Source organism: Microbulbifer sp. TYP-18 (genome assembly GCF_040932045.1).
Classification (GTDB): domain Bacteria; phylum Pseudomonadota; class Gammaproteobacteria; order Pseudomonadales; family Cellvibrionaceae; genus Microbulbifer.
Genome location: NZ_JBFRBC010000004.1, coordinates 46,372 through 62,321, shown reverse-complemented (window position 1 = coordinate 62,321; position 15,950 = coordinate 46,372). Strand labels below are relative to the sequence as shown.

Below are 15,950 nucleotides of genomic sequence, written 5' to 3'. Positions count from 1 at the left end.
ATTTAGATAAAAAGGAAAGGATCATGAAATCTATATACCCTTCACTATCGCTGCTACTTTCTGCATTGATGATGAGCAGTGTGAGTCATGCCAAAGATAATTTTCCAATACTTGAAGGTCCCTATCTTGGACAAAAGCCACCGGGATTAATACCTGAGCCTTTTGCCCCAGGCATTGTTACGACAAAGGGGTTTGATGATGGTGGCGTTTTCTCACCTGACATGGATGAGTTTTATTTTGTTAGGAAACGAATAGATAATAATAAATTTGAAACTGTCATTTATAAACAAGAAGGTAACCAATGGGTTGAGACAATTAGTAAAGAGTCTCGACCCTTTTATCCTTTCTTCTCGCCGGACGGCAAAACTATGCATTTGGGCAAGCAATATAGGGAACGTACAGATACTGGCTGGTCAGAGATAAAAGATATTGAAGCTCCTTTTTCAGAAATAAACATCATGAGCCTTTCTGCTTCATTGAAAGGGACCTATACCATTGATGAAAGACACCCAGAAGATAACGGCCTTCTACGATATTCACGGTTGATAGATGGCAAGCGTGAAGCGCCAAGACCGTTCAGCAAAAAGATTAACTCCGGAACAAGGAATTCTCACCCCTTCATCGCACCAGATGAATCCTACATTATGTGGGACGGCATAAAAGACAGCGGATTTGGTAATGTAGACCTTTATATCAGTTTTCGGCAACACGATGGCTCATGGGGTGATGCTATTAACATGGGTGATAAAGTAAATACAGATGCTTACGAAGCAGGCCCAAAGGTTACGCCAGATGGGAAATATCTATTCTTTGTTAGAAATATGGGCTCCGACAAGTTCGAAAATGTGGATATCTTCTGGGTAGATGCGCATATTATTGAGACACTTAGGCCTAAAAAGTAAACGATATAACAATCGCAACAAGAGCGACGCCAAAAGGCAGCACACCTTTTGCTGGCGTTAAAGCTAAGGAAGATATGAGCACTACATTAAAGTTAATTGGCATATTCGGGATATTATTGTTTGGCGGACTATTCTCTGTAACGCTTATTTCAACTGAAAAAGTTGAAGAGTCCGCCAAGGAATTCATAAAAACCCAGATTGAAAAGGAAGTTCGCGCAAAGCATCAAGCTATTGGTGATTCATCCGTAACAGATGCGGCATTAAATATTGCAGATAGACTAGGTCTGGAGAAAGAGAAAATTCAGTCTAATTTAGACAATGATTTACCTGAAAAAATTGCCAGCATAATCGCTTTTATGTGTGGGTATGATTGCGAGAAGAAAAAAGCACTAGCTCAGTCTATAGCCTCGGGCTACATGGAAAGAATAAAGAATATTCAAATTGCTGAAAGCACTTTAACTAATGTCGTAAAGGGAAAATACCTCGAAATCACAGCCAGCCTGAAGCTTGACCTTAGAATATTTCTTGCGTCAAATTTTTTCATGTTCCTTATTCTCCTTACTATATCATTTTTAAAACCCAGAGCTATTACGCATTTGTTCATTCCTGGCCTGTTGTTGGTCGTATCAACAATAATATCTTCAAGTATATATATCTTTGGTCAAGATTGGTTTTATACCATTCTTTACAATGACTATATGGGATTTGGGTATCTGCTCTATATAGCAACAATCTTTGGGTTTCTGATCGATATAAGTTTCAATAAGGCTAGGGTCACAACTGAAATTATTAATGGCATAGCAAACGCGATTGGCTCTGCGTTTTCTGTGGTTCCGTGCTAGGCGCATGGAACAAATCAATCAATTTCGCGCCTTCGGCGCCGAAAGCAGCAAATCAGCGCCGATTATTGAAGCGCTATATGCACAGGAAAATCAATCGTCATCTGCATAATGGAAACTAAATCAATAACTGATTTTAAATTAAGGATAAATTATGAACCGTACTTACACTTCAATTTTTATATTTCTCTTTATTGTAATATTTAGTGTTACCGGTTACGGTTTTGATAAATTTCCAACTTTAGAAAATCGCTACTTTGGTGAACGACCACCAGGCATCACCCCAAAACTTTTTGCGCCCAAAGTACTTTCACCAGATGATTTATTTGAAGATGGTACATTTTCACCTGATATGAAATCATTCTATTTTACAAGGAAAAATGGCAAATATAAAAAACGTGCATTTTTCGTAATTCATTATGAAAAGAATCAGTGGGGCGAGATTTATGAGACAGATTTAAAATGGCCTTTATTTTCTATTGATGGAAATACCATGTACCTTGGAAAAAAGTATAGCGAACGGACAAAAACTGGATGGTCAAAGCCTAAAGAGATGGGAGACTTTTTAAAAGAACAAGCTCACGGTTTGTCAGTTTCAGCTAAAGGCACCTTTTATTTTCCTTTTTTCAAAAAAGAAGATGATGGCCATGGAAATATTGGTTATTCGCGCTTGATAAGTGGAAAATATGAAGAACCCAAAAAATTAGGACCTGATATTAACCAAGGTAATTATATTGCTCACCCATACATCGCACCAGATGAATCTTACTTGATGTGGGATGTAGAACGAGATGAAAACCACGGTAGTAGCCAACCAGATATTTATATTAGCTTTAAGGAGAGTGATGGATCATGGGGACAGGCTATAAATATGGGAAACGAAATAAATACATCAATTTATGAACAAAGCCCTCGTGTCTCGCCAAATGGAAAATATTTGTTTTTATTCGTGGTGAGTGGGTAACGGAAGAAGATGGAAGTCGTAAGTGGGTAGGTAAAAGTTACTGGGTGGATGCGCAAGTTATTGAAAATATAAAGGCAAACAATAGTTGATTGAATATAGCGCATATAACACGGATTTAAAAGCGGATTCGTAATGGTTGGCTCGATTCCGCTTCGCTTCACATTGGAGCCAACTATTGCCGTTTAATGATCCGTTATACGAATATGATTAAATCACTAGTAATCACTACCGTTTTATTATTTCCTCTTCAAACATTTGCAGAGTACACCGATGCACAAGAGAAAGCTGAAATAGAACTATAAGTCATCAAAGAGCCAAAAAGTGTTAACGCAAAGGGCAATCACGAAATGATGGACAAGCTAATTATCAAAGTCCCTGCCTCAGTATCAGGGGTTGAGACTGAGGCAATGGAATTAACCCGAAGTGAAGTTGCCGAGCTATGGATTCCAATTACACATCAGATAATAAATGGCGTCGCAGTAACTGCTATTAGCGGATATTTTAGTGCATTAAAAATTTTCAAACCGCGGTTTACTATTAAAATGGCAACCGTAATAAATCAATTAGGCGTATGCGGTAATAGTATAACAAGTTTGGGTTGCGGAAAACCCAGGCGCAGCTTCGTTTTCCGCAACTAAAGGCGTTACGTGATATGAGAATTGGCGATTACACGGAAATAATAAGTGCTGAAGATTTAGAGAAATTTCTGGAGAAGACAGTAACTTTTCATGACAGCATGATGAAGGAAATGCAGGCAATTAATCGTGGCTATGTAATGCAAGATAAATCCATGAATATGGATCACAGATTAGATGTAAGAGTTTTGTTTCAAGCTCAATGGAATCCTTCTTCATTTGAATTGCTGTGTATAAATGTTAGTCATCTTAATATCACAGGGCCAGAAGAGTTTATGGAAAGTGCTGGAAAAATTATCGAGTCGCCAGATAGGTTAATTGAGCTTTCATTGGATGGAGAGCTTGTCATTCAATGTAAAAGACTATTCTTCAAATTAACGCCGGATTTTATAGGTAACAATGAGCATTTTGGCTCGCAGATACCGTCTAGTAGCATGGTAGTTGCTCAGTCACTGGTGGGAGAATGGCGACAGTGTGGAAATTGTGGAAATGCCTGGGAATTATCGAGTACTCGTAAGATTGCTACCTGTCCTTCTTGCAATTCCGTAACATACATCGAGTAGCACGTAACAAAATGAGATAGTTGATGCTCCTTGGCCGCGCAAATGTTAATGACGTTGGCAAAGACCTTCATTCAACTTTCTACAGGTTCGTTATGTTTCCATGTGGCACTAATCTATATTCATTGGGATTTATATGACTATAAAAATAATTTGTATGACTTTACTTTGCCTCTCTTTCACATGGTACTCTCATGCAAATGAAGCAATTTCCAAAGTTCACTTTAAAGGCGGAGAATCTAAGACTTATGAACAATTACTTACAGATAATGAATTAGCCGGAATTAGTGTTGCAGTAGTCGATGATTACGAAGTTATCTTTTCTTTTGCTGGTGGTAAAAAAGATTTCACGACAAAAAGTGATGTTGATAACAACACCTCATTTAACGCTGCTTCAATTTCTAAACCTGTTGTCGCGACATTAGCGGTTATGCTGGCAGAGCAGGGGGAGCTAGATCTTGATGCACCAGTAATAAGCTATTTGAAAAGTTGGAAGATGTCTGAATCCGACCTCGATAAAGGTAAAGCCATAACATTACGTCATTTACTTACACATACCGCAGGTACAAGCCATAGTGGCTATGGTTCTAAATACTTAGGTGACATAATTCCAACAACAGCGGAAACTCTTGACACATATAAAAATGAAAAGATTACAATATCTTTTGAACCTGGCAGCAATTGGAAATATAGCGGAGGGGGATTTCTAATTTCCCAGATTGCATTAGAGGATATTACAGGTAAAAGCATCGCAAAACTGGCGGAAGCTATGCTTTTCACTCCACTAGGAATGGAAAGCACAGTATTCTACCAGCATGGGCAATCTAAATTTCCATCGAATGTTGCCAAAGCGCACAATGACAAACGAGAAGTCATTTCCACCGGTATTCCTATCTGCCCAGAAGCTGCTTGCGGGCTATGGACTAATGCGATGGATATGGCCAAACTTTCTATCGAAATTCAAAAAGCATTATCTGGTGTAAGTACTAAGGTTATATCTAGAGTTGTCGCGCAAGAACTTATTAAAATCCAAACCACTAAGTTATCTGGTGGCTGGAGTATAGGGTGGATGCGTAATCTAGCCGTTGGAAACTTAGATTGGTTTTCCCATAGTGGTTATAACAACGGAACTGGTGGATTAATAATGGCAACAGTGGAAAATGGTAGAGGAATATTCATCTTTGGGAATGGTGCTTATCGGGCAAGGTTATCAACCATAGATCAAATTGTTTCCAGTGTGATAGACTCTATGGGCTGGAAAAAAGATATTGAAGCCACTGTAGAAACCCCTTCAAAAGGTTTGGTTAAAAGTATTGTTGGTAATTATGAAAATTTAACCCCACATCATTTTTCCCCTTTTGCAAAGAGAGTAAGAATAGAAGAGCAGGACGGTATCCTTGTATTATTAAATTCGCAGAATGAAATCAAGCCACTACCTTTGATACATATAGGGAAAGATAAATTTAGGGTAGATCAGCTGGTTAATAGTCAAATAGGATTTTTAGTTGACAAAAGTGGGGCTGTATATTTAACGCTAGAGCAAACTGATACTGAGTTGGTTAGTAAGGCCCTACGCAAATTGAACCGGAGTTAGGGGGGACCCAATCAACTCGGCTCAGGCGGGCCGAAAGCGCAGCAGCGGATTGACCAGCCAGCCGAGTATGCCGGTAACCGAAACGGCCGCTTCCGCGACGGAGAGACACAGGCATTCCTGGTCCTGGGTGGCCATGGGCCTGTGTACCTCCCCCGGTTCGCGCACCAGAAAGTCTCCCGGTGCGTAGACACCATCGGCATCGGAAAAACTGCCATATAACACCAGGGTGATCTCGCGGCCGCGGTGGTCGTGTTCCACCACCTTGCCGCCTTGGCGGATACGCTGGAGCGCCACCTCGCATTGATTCTGCCCACTGGCAAGCCGGGCCATCTGCAGGGACGAGGACATGCGCCGCCAGTGAAGCGGTTGGTTGTCACGCACCAGTTTGTCCACCAGCCGCGGCAGTTGGTCCAGGGGGCGGTCGCGATTACCGCTGTCCACAGCCGCGCTGTGTGCTGTGTTTACTTCCGGGCCGATCAGATCACTTTGGCTCGGGTTATTCTCATCCTGGTCGATGCGCTGCAGTACGCGGGCCAGGCTGTCGGAATGGACCGCCTGTGGCTCTGTGTGCCTTAGCAGCCCGCCGCCGACACAGTCCAGCTGGTGACGCCCTTCACGACATCTGGGGCACAACTGGAGATGCGCGCCGACTGCCAGACTCATCGCCCAGGGCAGGGTGCCTGCGGCGTATTCCATTAAGACGTTGCTGTCTGGGTGGTGACGAATCATGGGGTTTCTACCTGCTCAATTTCACTTGCAACTTCTTGAGCGCCAGCCGCACGCGGGATTTCACTGTGCCCAGAGGCAATCCCAGCTCGCTGGATATCTCACTGTGAGACTTCCCCTCCATATAGGCCTTTTCCAAAACGTGCCGCTGTTCCGCCGGCAGACTGTCCAGGGATTCCGCGATAGTCCGCTCACTGCGTTTTTGCTGTAGATATAGCAGTGGCTGCGCATCCGGCGTCTCATCCCAGATATCATCCACTTCGATGTCGGTATCCGCTTCCCGCCGGCGGCTATTGCGGCGGAGCATATCGATGCGACAGTTACGCATGATGGTGTAGATCCACGTATTGGCGGAGGCCTTACTGGAATCGAAACTTGGCGCTTTGCGCCAGACGCGAAACATCACTTCCTGTACCAGCTCATCAGCAGCTTCGGCACAGTATGCCTGAGCGCTGCGGCTGTAGTGAAAACCCTTAATCAGCGGAGCGAAATGGTGGAACAGCCGCTCGAATGCACTCCGGTCAGCCCGGCTGCCAACCAGGGTGAGGAGGTTGCTCCAGTCGTCATCGCGCTGATGGGGTGCTTCCACTGTGTTCAACTGACTACAGGTCCGGTTTATTTGCGCCATTTTAGCAATCTTTTACTGGCAGTCGGGGCACAATACGGCATTTCCAAGTGACTGGATCACCATTAACCCGGCTACTTGTTGAATTATTGGGTTAATGTCTGCCTCACCGGGATTGCCGCTTCACCTACCCCGGCTTGTAAGTTGGCTAATTATTGACCCGATAGGCCGGCCGATAACACTTTATCGATTGAATTGCCACTCTTGAAACCCGCTGCAATGACTTCTGTTGCGATTGCCAATAACGGCTCTGGCCCGTGGTAGGGCTCGGGCCTGTGCCACACTAACCTGCAACCCATGGATTTGACAGTGGCAGCTTCAAGTTGCGAAAAGCCCGGAAAGGAATCTGGGGGTCTTAGGGCCTGTTCACACTAACTGAGTTGGCCCTGTTGTGACTGAAAAGGGGCCAATCGAGGCAAGAGGAGAGAGGTTTGGTTGCTCCAAATGAGCGACGAGCAACGAAGGGTGGCGCCTTTTCGGGCACAACCCAAAGGGCTGCCTCTGGATTCCGCGCCCTGCGGCGTTAGAAATTGCTCATGTGGACCCACCACACTGCGCAATTCCTGCCTTGCAGGCCACAAAACCAGTGGCAGCAGGGCTATCTCAGTTAGTGTGAACAGGCCCTAGTTTTGGCAGTGAATCCATTTGGTTAGGGAGAGCGTAACAAAGCGGCAAGCGCGCCGTATCGGCACACAGAGCAGCGGGAATTACTCCATGAGCAAGCTGATAACACAGTTGAAGCAATACTATACCGACTTTCTGGCAGTTGACCCGGATTGCCTGGGTGAACTCTATTCGCAACAGGTAATTTTTTGTGACCCTCTGCACCGGGTGGAGGGGCTGGCGGCTCTGAAAGATTATTTCGCCAGTATGAGCGCAAGAATGATTACCTGCCGATTCCAGTTCGACGATGCGGTTGTCGGTACCGACGAGGCCTGCCTGCCCTGGCAGATGCACTATGCCCATCCGCGACTCAATGCTGGGCAGACCCTCAGTTTACGGGGCTGCAGCCTGCTGCGATTTGAGCATCGGGTTTATTACCATGAGGACTTCTACGACCTCGGGGCAATGGTATACGAACGGCTGCCTCTGCTGGGTAGCTTGGTGCGAGGCGTGAAATCCCGTATAGCCGGGGAGGGACCCCAATAATGGCCGCAATTCGTGACAAGTCCGTGTGGATAACCGGCGCCAGTTCGGGTATAGGATGCGCACTGGCACTGCGACTGGTATCACAAAACAATTTCGTGATTGTCAGCAGCCGAAATGCCGATGCGCTGCGGCAGCTGCAACAGTCGGCGCCAACGCGTATTCGGGTGTTGGAGTGCGACGTGACTCAGGATGAAGCTATGGATGCCGTGGGACACAGGTTGGCGGGGCTCACGGATAACCTGGACCTGGTTGTGGCCTGTGCGGGAACCTGCGAATACGACGACGGCCTGCAGCTGGACGCAGCCAGTTACCGGCGCGTTTTCGATGCCAATTTTTTTGGTGTCGTGAATAGCCTGCGTGCGGCGCTGCCACTTCTGGCGGGCAGCCGGGCACCGGTGTTCGCTGCGGTGGGAAGCCTTTCCTCCGTGGTGGGATTTCCCCGCGCGGAGGCTTATGGCGCATCCAAAGCGGCACTGGGATATTTTTTGGATTCGGTGCGAGCGGATGTATCCCGCCTGCCACTGCGGGTGGTACACATCCGCCCCGGATTTATCGATACCCCCTTAACCCGCGCGAACGATTTCCAAATGCCGTTGCTAATGACTGCGGAAGAAGCTGCCGAGCGCATTGAGCACGGATTGCTGCGCGGTCGGCGGGTTATCGACTTTCCCCTGAGACTCAGCTGGCCACTGCGGTTTTTGGGGTTTTTCGACGCCCTCTGGCTCCGTTACTGCGCCCCGAGATTGACACGTATTCGATCACTAAGGAAATCTTGATGCGCATAGCTGTAGCGGGCAGCGGTATAGCCGGTCTTACCGCCGCCTACTTATTGAATAGGCGGTACGATATTACTCTGTTTGAGGCCGAAGACCGGCTGGGGGGGCACACCGCTACTGTCGAGGTGGAGGAAGACGGTCGTACATTGGCCATAGATACGGGTTTTATCGTATTTAATGACTGGACCTATCCAAATTTCATTCACTTATTGAACCAGCTGGGCGTGGCTTCCCAACCCACGGATATGGGTTTTAGTGTCTGCTCTGACAGGGATGATTTTGAATATGCGGGCAACAATCTCAACAGCCTTTTTGCGCAGCGATCAAACTTGTTCAGGCCGGGGCACTGGCGCATGCTGCGCGATATTCTGCGTTTTAACCGCTCGGCGGTCAGTGACTGGCATGCCGGCAAGCTGGATGAGCAGCTGACCCTGGGTGATTACCTGGCACAGAATGGCTATTCTGAGGAATTTGTCTGGCGTTACCTGGTGCCTATGGGCTCGGCCATTTGGTCTGCCAGCACAAAGCAGATGTTGGAATTTTCCGCCAGCTTTTTCGTGCGTTTTTTCTTTAATCACGGCTTACTGAACCTCTTTAACCGCCCTCAATGGCGGGTGATTCGCGGTGGTTCCCGCGAATATATCGAGCCACTGGTGGCCACCTTCAAGGACAGGGTACGTTTGGCCACTCCGGTGCAAAGCGTATTGCGCAAACCTGATGGGGTATCCTTGCTGGCAGGGGGCGAAGAGATGGAGTTCGACGCGGTAGTGCTTGCCTGTCACTCCGACCAGGCACTCCGCTGTCTGGGGGACCCCAGCAGGGAAGAGCGCGAGCTGCTGGGCGCCATTCCATACGCGCGAAACTCTGTGGTACTGCACACGGATTGTCGCCTGCTACCCCGCTATCGCCGCAGTTGGGCCAGTTGGAATTACCGTCTGCAGGAAGGAGACACACAGTTACCGGTCCTGACATACAACATGAATATTCTACAGCGACTGGACGCTAAACTGACCTATTGTGTGACACTAAATTCTGAATCTAATATAGAGCCGGGCAGGATTCTACACCGGTTTGAATATGCTCATCCGCAATTTTCCATCGCTGGTATGCAGGCGCAAAAAGCATGGGGAAAAATTAATGGAGTGAATCGCACCTGGTACTGTGGTGCATATTGGGCCAACGGATTTCACGAAGACGGAGTCAACAGTGCCCTGCGGGTGACCAGGGCGCTGGGAGTCGACTTGTAATGGAAAGCGCACTTTACGCCGGTTGGGTTCAGCATCGGCGGTTTGCCCCCAGGCCGCATCAGTTTCGCTATCGAGTGTTTATGGTGTATCTGGATCTGGCGGAACTGGATTTATTGACCTCCCTGACACCCCTATGGTCACGGGGTGGCTGGGCACCGGCGCGATTTTGTCGCGCCGACTTCTATGGTGACGGGAAAGTTTCCCTGGAGGAAGCGGTGCGCGGCCGGGTGGAGCAGGAATGTGGGGTTCGCCCGGAGGGTCCCATTCGGCTATTGGCGAACTGGCGGTATTTCGGTTACAACATGAACCCCCTCAGTGTTTATTACTGCTTTGATACCACGGGCAGGGAAGTGCAGTGGATTCTGCTGGACGTTCACAATACGCCATGGAAGGAGCGCCACAGTTACCTTTTGGACTGTCGTGGGCAAGGTCGGGTACAAAAAGCAAAATTCTGCAAGAAATTCCATGTCTCGCCGTTTATGCCTATGGAGCAGGGATACCGGTGGCGCAGTGTTACCCCCGGCCATCGTCTGACAACTTACTTGCAGAGCACTCAGCAGGGCGAGCGGATCTTTGATGCAACTCTCGCCCTCCAGCGTGAGGAAGCCACAGCAGTATCTCTGAGGAGGGCGCTGATCCGCTACCCGCTGATGACCGTACAAGTCATCTCTGCCATCTATTGGCAGGCACTGAGGTTGTGGCTCAAACGCGTGCCCATTCACACGCATCCCGGTTCCCCATTGGGGTCTGAAGCAGGAGACAGTCGCCGATGAAATCCGCAGAACTACAGACACCTGCGCGCAAGCAGGATAAAACCGCTGCGAATCATTGGCTCAGTCGGTTGGCGCGGCGCCTGGTGTTGGGAAAACTCGCGGCTATTCAGAAAGGCAATCTGCTGGTGGAGGAGGCGGGGGCAGAGCCCCTGTCCTTTGGGCAGCCCCGCGAGGACGCGGAAATTGCGGCTCATATCTGTGTCCACCACGAGAGCACCTATGTGCAGATTTTACTTAATGGGACTATAGGCGCCGGCGAAGCCTATATGGAGGGCGCCTGGACTTCCCCGGACCTTGTGGCGGTTATCCGGTTAATGGTGTCCAACATGCAACTGCTGGAAAATATCGATTCCCGCTGGAGCACGGCCAACAAATTCATATTGCGGCTTCTGCATGGCTTTAATGCCAACACACGCAAGGGGGCGCGCAAAAATATCGCCGCGCATTATGACCTGGGCAATGACTTCTTTCGCCTGTTCCTCGATGAAACGATGATGTACTCATCGGCGGTTTTTCCCCGGCCCGATGCCTCGCTGCAGGAGGCCTCCCAGTATAAACTCGACCAGATTTGCCGGAAGCTGCAGCTGAAACCCGGGGATCACCTACTGGAAATTGGCACCGGTTGGGGCGGTATGGCACTTCACGCCGCCAAACACTATGGTTGCCGGGTTACCACCACGACGATTTCCCGCCGGCAGTATGAATATGTACGAGCCCGGGTGGCACGAGAAGGGCTCGCAGATCGGATCAATTTGCTATTGCAAGACTACCGGGAACTCGGTGGTCAGTACGATAAGCTCGTATCCATTGAAATGATAGAAGCCGTGGGTCACCGGTTTTACCACCGTTTTTTCAGGCATTGCAGCCACCTGCTGAAAAGCGGCGGATTGATGGTAAAGCAGGCGATCACCATCAGGGACCAACGCTTTGACCGCTACAAAGACCAAGTGGACTTTATTCAACGCTATATATTTCCGGGGGGCTGCCTACCCTCTAACGCCATTATTGCAAAGCATATCTGCGAGGACACAGATATGCAGATGCTGGGGTTCGAGGATATCACTCTGCACTATGCCGCCACCCTGAATGCCTGGAGAAGTGCTTTCCTGAACAAGCTGGATGAAGTGCATCGACAGGGGTTTGATCAGCAGTTTGTACGCATGTGGGAGTTTTACTTGTGCTACTGTGAGGGGGGATTTCTTGAGCGGGCGATTGGGTCCGCCCAGTTTGTATTCGCCAAACCGGATTACAAGACACCTTAGGGAAAATCCATGTGGCGTATTTTGGTCAATGCACTACTGTTTGATATCGCCTGGCCCCTGTGTGTATTGGTGGATAATCTAGCTCTGGTGTGCGCGTTTACCCTGTTGAATCTCTATGTGCACCTGCGCTTTATCGCCAACCTGCCTCATGAATTTTTATGGGTGGGGATGATCTGGGTGTTCGGGGTTCTGATCGATGGCTTCCTATTTTCCCAGGGCCTTATGATCAATATTGACGGATCGAAATTCCCGCCTTTTTGGCTGCTTCTCCTGTGGGTGAATTTCGCCATGGCCCTGCGCTACGCTTTCTTTTTTCTGCAAAAAAACCTCTGGCTTGCGGCTGCTGTGGGGGGAGTCGCTGGGCCATTCAGCTATTATATGGGCGCCTGGCTCAATGGCACAGTAATGTTTCGCGAGCCTGTAGTACTGTCACTTGCCGTATTGTCCCTGGTTTGGGCTCTGTTTCTGCCACTGGTGGCCTGGCTCGCACGGGGCTCCTTATTCAGCAGGGTAGGGTATGCCTGACCTTGCGGCCAGCCTGGCAATGACGGCGGCGCTATGCACTTATGAAGGTGCAGTTTACGCCACTGGTGTGGCCACCAGTCTTGACAGTGGAGAAATTCAATACTGCGAATATCATCTGCCCTCGGTAAACAACAGCCGGCGGGTGCTCTACTACTCAGCGAGCGGACATAAGATTGCCGAAAAATACGTGACCGGAATTGACAATACGCGGCCACAGTTCCAGCAACACGATATTCGCCAGGGTGAGGAGCGCCAAATATCTCTTCAGGGGCAACGGTTGAAGCTGGCTTACCGCAAGAATGCCACTGCCCCCTGGCAATTTTCACTGATCAGTGCCAGGGATGTCGATGTTGCCGATGCAGGTTTCGATGTTTTCGTCCGCGAGCAGTGGGCGCACCTCGCGGCAGGGCGTACAGTCCAATTTCAGTTTGCATCGCCTCTACATGGTCGATCGATAAAGTTGCGCGCCCGGAAAATTCCCTGCCGTGAGAGCGATACTCCCAGCCTGTGCCTGAAAGTCGATCTTGCCCAGCCCCTACTGCGTATTTTTGTCGGGGATTTGTATCTGGTTTACGATAAAGCCAGCCGTCGATTGCGATTGTTTGAAGGAGTGGTAAATCTGCTCAGTGACAGTGGCATCAGCCAGCGACTGACAATTCACTATTCCTATTGAGAATGCCCTCTCCACTTTTTCCCCTATCTGTAAAGCGTCACCGCCTGGGGCCTGTTCACACTAACTTAGATAGCCCTGCTACTGCTTTTGTGACCTGCAAGGCAGGAATTACGCTGTGTGGTGGGTCCACATAAGGAATTTCTAACGCGCAGGGCGCGGAAACCGGCGGCAGCCCTTCGGGTTGTGCAGAAAAAGGCGCCACTCTTCGTTGCTCGTCGCTCATTTGGAACAACCAAACCGCGCTCCTCTCGCCTCGATTGGCACCTTTTCTGTCACAACAGGGCCAACTCCGTTAGTGTCAACAGGCCCTAGCTGGAGTCCCAAATACTTATTTTCGAAACCTTATGGTCAGTATTTTACCGGGCGCTCACTGGCGCTAAGTTCCTCTTGGGTCTAAACCTAAGTTGAATGAGGCGACATTAGGGCAACTCCACAGAGAGCTTGCCCGAAAGTGCGCATGTGAGGTGCAGTCATGAAGTTTGGATTTCTGAGTGGCCTGGGATTGAGTGCCGCGCTGATTACCGCCTGTGTATCACAGCCAGACCAGGTGCCGGGTGCCGGAGGGATAGTGATTGATACCTATGGTGTCAACATGCGCCAGTACCAGATGGACTTGGCGGATTGCAAAGGGCTTTCGGTGGCCGCCGGCAGTGACGCCGGTCGCCGTGGCGTAACCAGAGCCGCCGGCGGGGCCGTATTGGGTGGAGCCCTCGGGGCCATTTTGGGCGATTCCAGTAGTGCTGCTGCGGCTGGCGCCGGAGCCGGCGCAATACTGGGCGGTGTTTCCGGGGTCGGGAGTGCCGGTGCTGAGGAACAAAGTATCGTCAGAAACTGTCTGCGCGGTCGCGGATATCGGGTATTGAATTGACCTTTTGCATCCTGAGTGGGTCAAAGTGTCATACAGACCGCAACTATGCGGGGACTCACAGGACTTGAATTCAGCCGGGCCCAAAGCTCGGCTTTTTTTTGTCTTAAATTCAGGTTCGGCAACTGGAGATCCGCATTTCTGTTTGCCAGGGCACTGAAAAAACTCAACCTGATTTTCTTAGCAGAAATTTGTGACAGTTAATCGACCGACTGCCTTCGGCAGTAAAATTGGCGCCGAGAACCAGGTGTTGAAATTGATACATAGGTACCCGGTGCACAGTTGGTCAGAGTATTCGAATCACTTAAAGAAGGGCGCGGCTTGACGGACACGCTGAGAATAGACAGTTAATCGGAATTTCTTCAGTTATTCACCAACTGGTATCGGGACCCTGGTGTCCTCAATGATTACATTGAGTCAGGTAAATCTCAATAGAGGTCATTCGCTCTTGATTTGAATTATCCATTTCAAGGCGAAGCTTACAATAGGATACAGTTTCCCCCTTTACGGGCTAAGGCCAGTCGGGCTGGGGGAAAGGTTTGCAACGGCCCAGGAATAAATTTTCGACAGCAGTGGTCGGGAAACAGGCGCGATTTTCAACTGAACCGGTAGTACAAAAAATATACACCATGGGGAAACCGGCATACCGCGGCTCGGCGCCAGCATTCGACTCCCGTGCCTGGCTAAGGCATAATCGCCTGCCGCATTTTTGGGAAAGCCTTCTCCATTTGTGCAAAGATTAAGCAAGTGGAGAGTGTAAATACTGCCAGTCGCCGGGCCCACGAATCGGGGCTGCTTGGAGTAGCTGTGTCGGAATTCCAAAATATCGGTCTAATTGGCCGCACTGAAAATGAAGATACGGTTGTTTCGCTGAAACGCCTGATGGCGTTTTTGCAGCGCAAAGGCTATGCCATTGTGCTGGAACAGGAAACCGCCGCTGTCGTGTCCGCCGGTAATCTGCGTATAGCTCCCAAAGACAGGCTGGGCGAGCTCTGCGATCTGGTGATCGTTGTCGGAGGTGATGGCAGCCTTCTAACCGCCGCCCGTGCCCTTGCCAAGTTCAGCGTGCCACTCCTGGGTATCAACCGCGGCCGGCTGGGCTTTCTCACCGATATAACTCCGGATCAGATTGAACAGAAAGTAGACGAAGTGCTTGCTGGCAAATATATGGCTGAGAGCCGTTTTTTGCTGGATGTGACTGTCACCCGGGAAGGCAGGCCGGTTGGAAAGGGCTCTGCATTAAATGATGTGGTTTTACACCCGGGGGAATTTATCCGTATGATTGAATTTGACCTCTATATCGACGGTCAATTCGTATACACCCAGCGCTCAGACGGCCTGATTGTGTCCACGCCTACCGGCTCCACCGCCTATGCTCTTTCCGGAGGCGGTCCGATCATGCATCCGAAACTTGACGCCATTGTCCTGGTTCCGCTCAATCCCCACACGCTCAGCAGCCGTCCGATTGTTGTTGAGGGCAGCAGTGAGTTCAAGATTATTATCGGCGAACACAACCGCGCCAAGCCGCATGTTACTTGTGACGGACACGACCAGATAATCACCGAGCCTGGCGATATTATTCGCATACATAAGAAACCCCATAGACTGACATTGATTCACCCAATCGACCACAATTTTTATGAGACCTGCCGCTCCAAGTTGAATTGGCAGAATAACTAAACAATTGCTTCCAGGCTATAGGATTACAAGGCTATGTCTGCGACCAGGGTAGGTCGGTAAATTATTGAATCTGCTCAGGACGTAAATACTCCCAGGGACTCCCTGAGAGCACAGTTATTTGACAATACTCCAGCACTTATAGGTTTTCTACCAGC

General features: G+C 49.1%; 17 protein-coding genes. 15 read left to right on the top strand and 2 right to left on the bottom strand.

Going from position 1 to position 15,950, the window contains the following annotated elements; translation table 11 throughout:
- The first annotated feature begins 23 nt into the window (after positions 1–23).
- The 6 genes from ABVT36_RS06125 (at position 24) to ABVT36_RS06100 (ending at position 5,494) form a co-directional block, all read left to right on the top strand.
- Entirely contained in the window at positions 24–902 is an 879-nt protein-coding gene (locus tag ABVT36_RS06125; protein ID WP_368455760.1) for a hypothetical protein, read from the top strand.
- Positions 903–976: 74 nt separating this feature from the next.
- Positions 977–1,744, top strand: a complete 768-nt coding sequence (locus ABVT36_RS06120) for a hypothetical protein (protein ID WP_368455759.1) — start codon at positions 977–979, stop codon at positions 1,742–1,744.
- A gap of 151 nt (positions 1,745–1,895) precedes the next feature.
- Positions 1,896–2,705 (top strand): hypothetical protein, encoded by an 810-nt coding sequence (locus ABVT36_RS06115; protein ID WP_368455758.1) that lies wholly within the window; start codon positions 1,896–1,898, stop codon positions 2,703–2,705.
- A 347-nt stretch (positions 2,706–3,052) separates the two neighbouring features.
- Positions 3,053–3,343 carry a hypothetical protein gene (locus ABVT36_RS06110; protein WP_368455757.1) on the top strand — a complete coding sequence of 97 codons (291 nt, stop codon included), beginning with the start codon at positions 3,053–3,055 and terminating at the stop codon, positions 3,341–3,343.
- Positions 3,344–3,357: 14 nt separating this feature from the next.
- Complete coding sequence (locus ABVT36_RS06105; protein WP_368455756.1) at positions 3,358–3,903, top strand: hypothetical protein; 546 nt, start codon at positions 3,358–3,360, stop codon at positions 3,901–3,903.
- A gap of 133 nt (positions 3,904–4,036) precedes the next feature.
- Positions 4,037–5,494 (top strand): serine hydrolase domain-containing protein, encoded by a 1,458-nt coding sequence (locus tag ABVT36_RS06100; protein WP_368455755.1) that lies wholly within the window; start codon positions 4,037–4,039, stop codon positions 5,492–5,494.
- A gap of 21 nt (positions 5,495–5,515) precedes the next feature.
- On the opposite strand, the gene ABVT36_RS06095 is transcribed toward ABVT36_RS06100, so the two are convergent.
- Positions 5,516–6,223 carry a ChrR family anti-sigma-E factor gene (locus ABVT36_RS06095; protein ID WP_368455754.1) on the bottom strand — a complete coding sequence of 236 codons (708 nt, stop codon included), beginning with the start codon at positions 6,221–6,223 and terminating at the stop codon, positions 5,516–5,518.
- 7 nt (positions 6,224–6,230) lie between these two features.
- A complete protein-coding gene (locus ABVT36_RS06090; protein WP_368455753.1) occupies positions 6,231–6,848 on the bottom strand; it encodes a sigma-70 family RNA polymerase sigma factor in 618 nt (205 codons plus the stop codon).
- Positions 6,849–7,559: 711 nt separating this feature from the next.
- Between ABVT36_RS06090 and ABVT36_RS06085 the strand changes: the two genes are divergently transcribed.
- The 9 genes from ABVT36_RS06085 (at position 7,560) to ABVT36_RS06045 (ending at position 15,795) form a co-directional block, all read left to right on the top strand.
- Positions 7,560–7,994, top strand: a complete 435-nt coding sequence (locus tag ABVT36_RS06085) for a nuclear transport factor 2 family protein (RefSeq protein WP_368455752.1) — start codon at positions 7,560–7,562, stop codon at positions 7,992–7,994.
- Complete coding sequence (locus ABVT36_RS06080; protein ID WP_368455751.1) at positions 7,994–8,770, top strand: SDR family NAD(P)-dependent oxidoreductase; 777 nt, start codon at positions 7,994–7,996, stop codon at positions 8,768–8,770. The genes ABVT36_RS06085 and ABVT36_RS06080 overlap by 1 nt, the downstream gene beginning before the upstream one ends.
- Entirely contained in the window at positions 8,770–10,017 is a 1,248-nt protein-coding gene (locus ABVT36_RS06075; protein WP_368455750.1) for an NAD(P)/FAD-dependent oxidoreductase, read from the top strand. The genes ABVT36_RS06080 and ABVT36_RS06075 overlap by 1 nt, the downstream gene beginning before the upstream one ends.
- Positions 10,017–10,790, top strand: coding sequence for a DUF1365 domain-containing protein (locus ABVT36_RS06070; RefSeq protein ID WP_368455749.1), 774 nt, complete (start codon positions 10,017–10,019; stop codon positions 10,788–10,790). The genes ABVT36_RS06075 and ABVT36_RS06070 overlap by 1 nt, the downstream gene beginning before the upstream one ends.
- Positions 10,787–12,052, top strand: coding sequence for a class I SAM-dependent methyltransferase (locus tag ABVT36_RS06065; RefSeq protein ID WP_368455748.1), 1,266 nt, complete (start codon positions 10,787–10,789; stop codon positions 12,050–12,052). The genes ABVT36_RS06070 and ABVT36_RS06065 overlap by 4 nt, the downstream gene beginning before the upstream one ends.
- Before the next feature lie 9 nt (positions 12,053–12,061).
- Positions 12,062–12,577, top strand: coding sequence for a DUF2878 domain-containing protein (locus ABVT36_RS06060; protein ID WP_368455747.1), 516 nt, complete (start codon positions 12,062–12,064; stop codon positions 12,575–12,577).
- The gene (locus ABVT36_RS06055; protein WP_368455746.1) at positions 12,570–13,250 is read left to right on the top strand and encodes a hypothetical protein; all 681 of its coding nucleotides are present in this window, start codon (positions 12,570–12,572) and stop codon (positions 13,248–13,250) included. Before ABVT36_RS06060 ends, ABVT36_RS06055 begins: the two co-directional genes overlap by 8 nt.
- A gap of 472 nt (positions 13,251–13,722) precedes the next feature.
- The gene (locus tag ABVT36_RS06050; RefSeq protein WP_367151984.1) at positions 13,723–14,118 is read left to right on the top strand and encodes a glycine zipper family protein; all 396 of its coding nucleotides are present in this window, start codon (positions 13,723–13,725) and stop codon (positions 14,116–14,118) included.
- 804 nt (positions 14,119–14,922) lie between these two features.
- Positions 14,923–15,795, top strand: coding sequence for an NAD(+) kinase (locus ABVT36_RS06045; protein WP_368455745.1), 873 nt, complete (start codon positions 14,923–14,925; stop codon positions 15,793–15,795).
- Positions 15,796–15,950 lie beyond the last annotated feature (155 nt).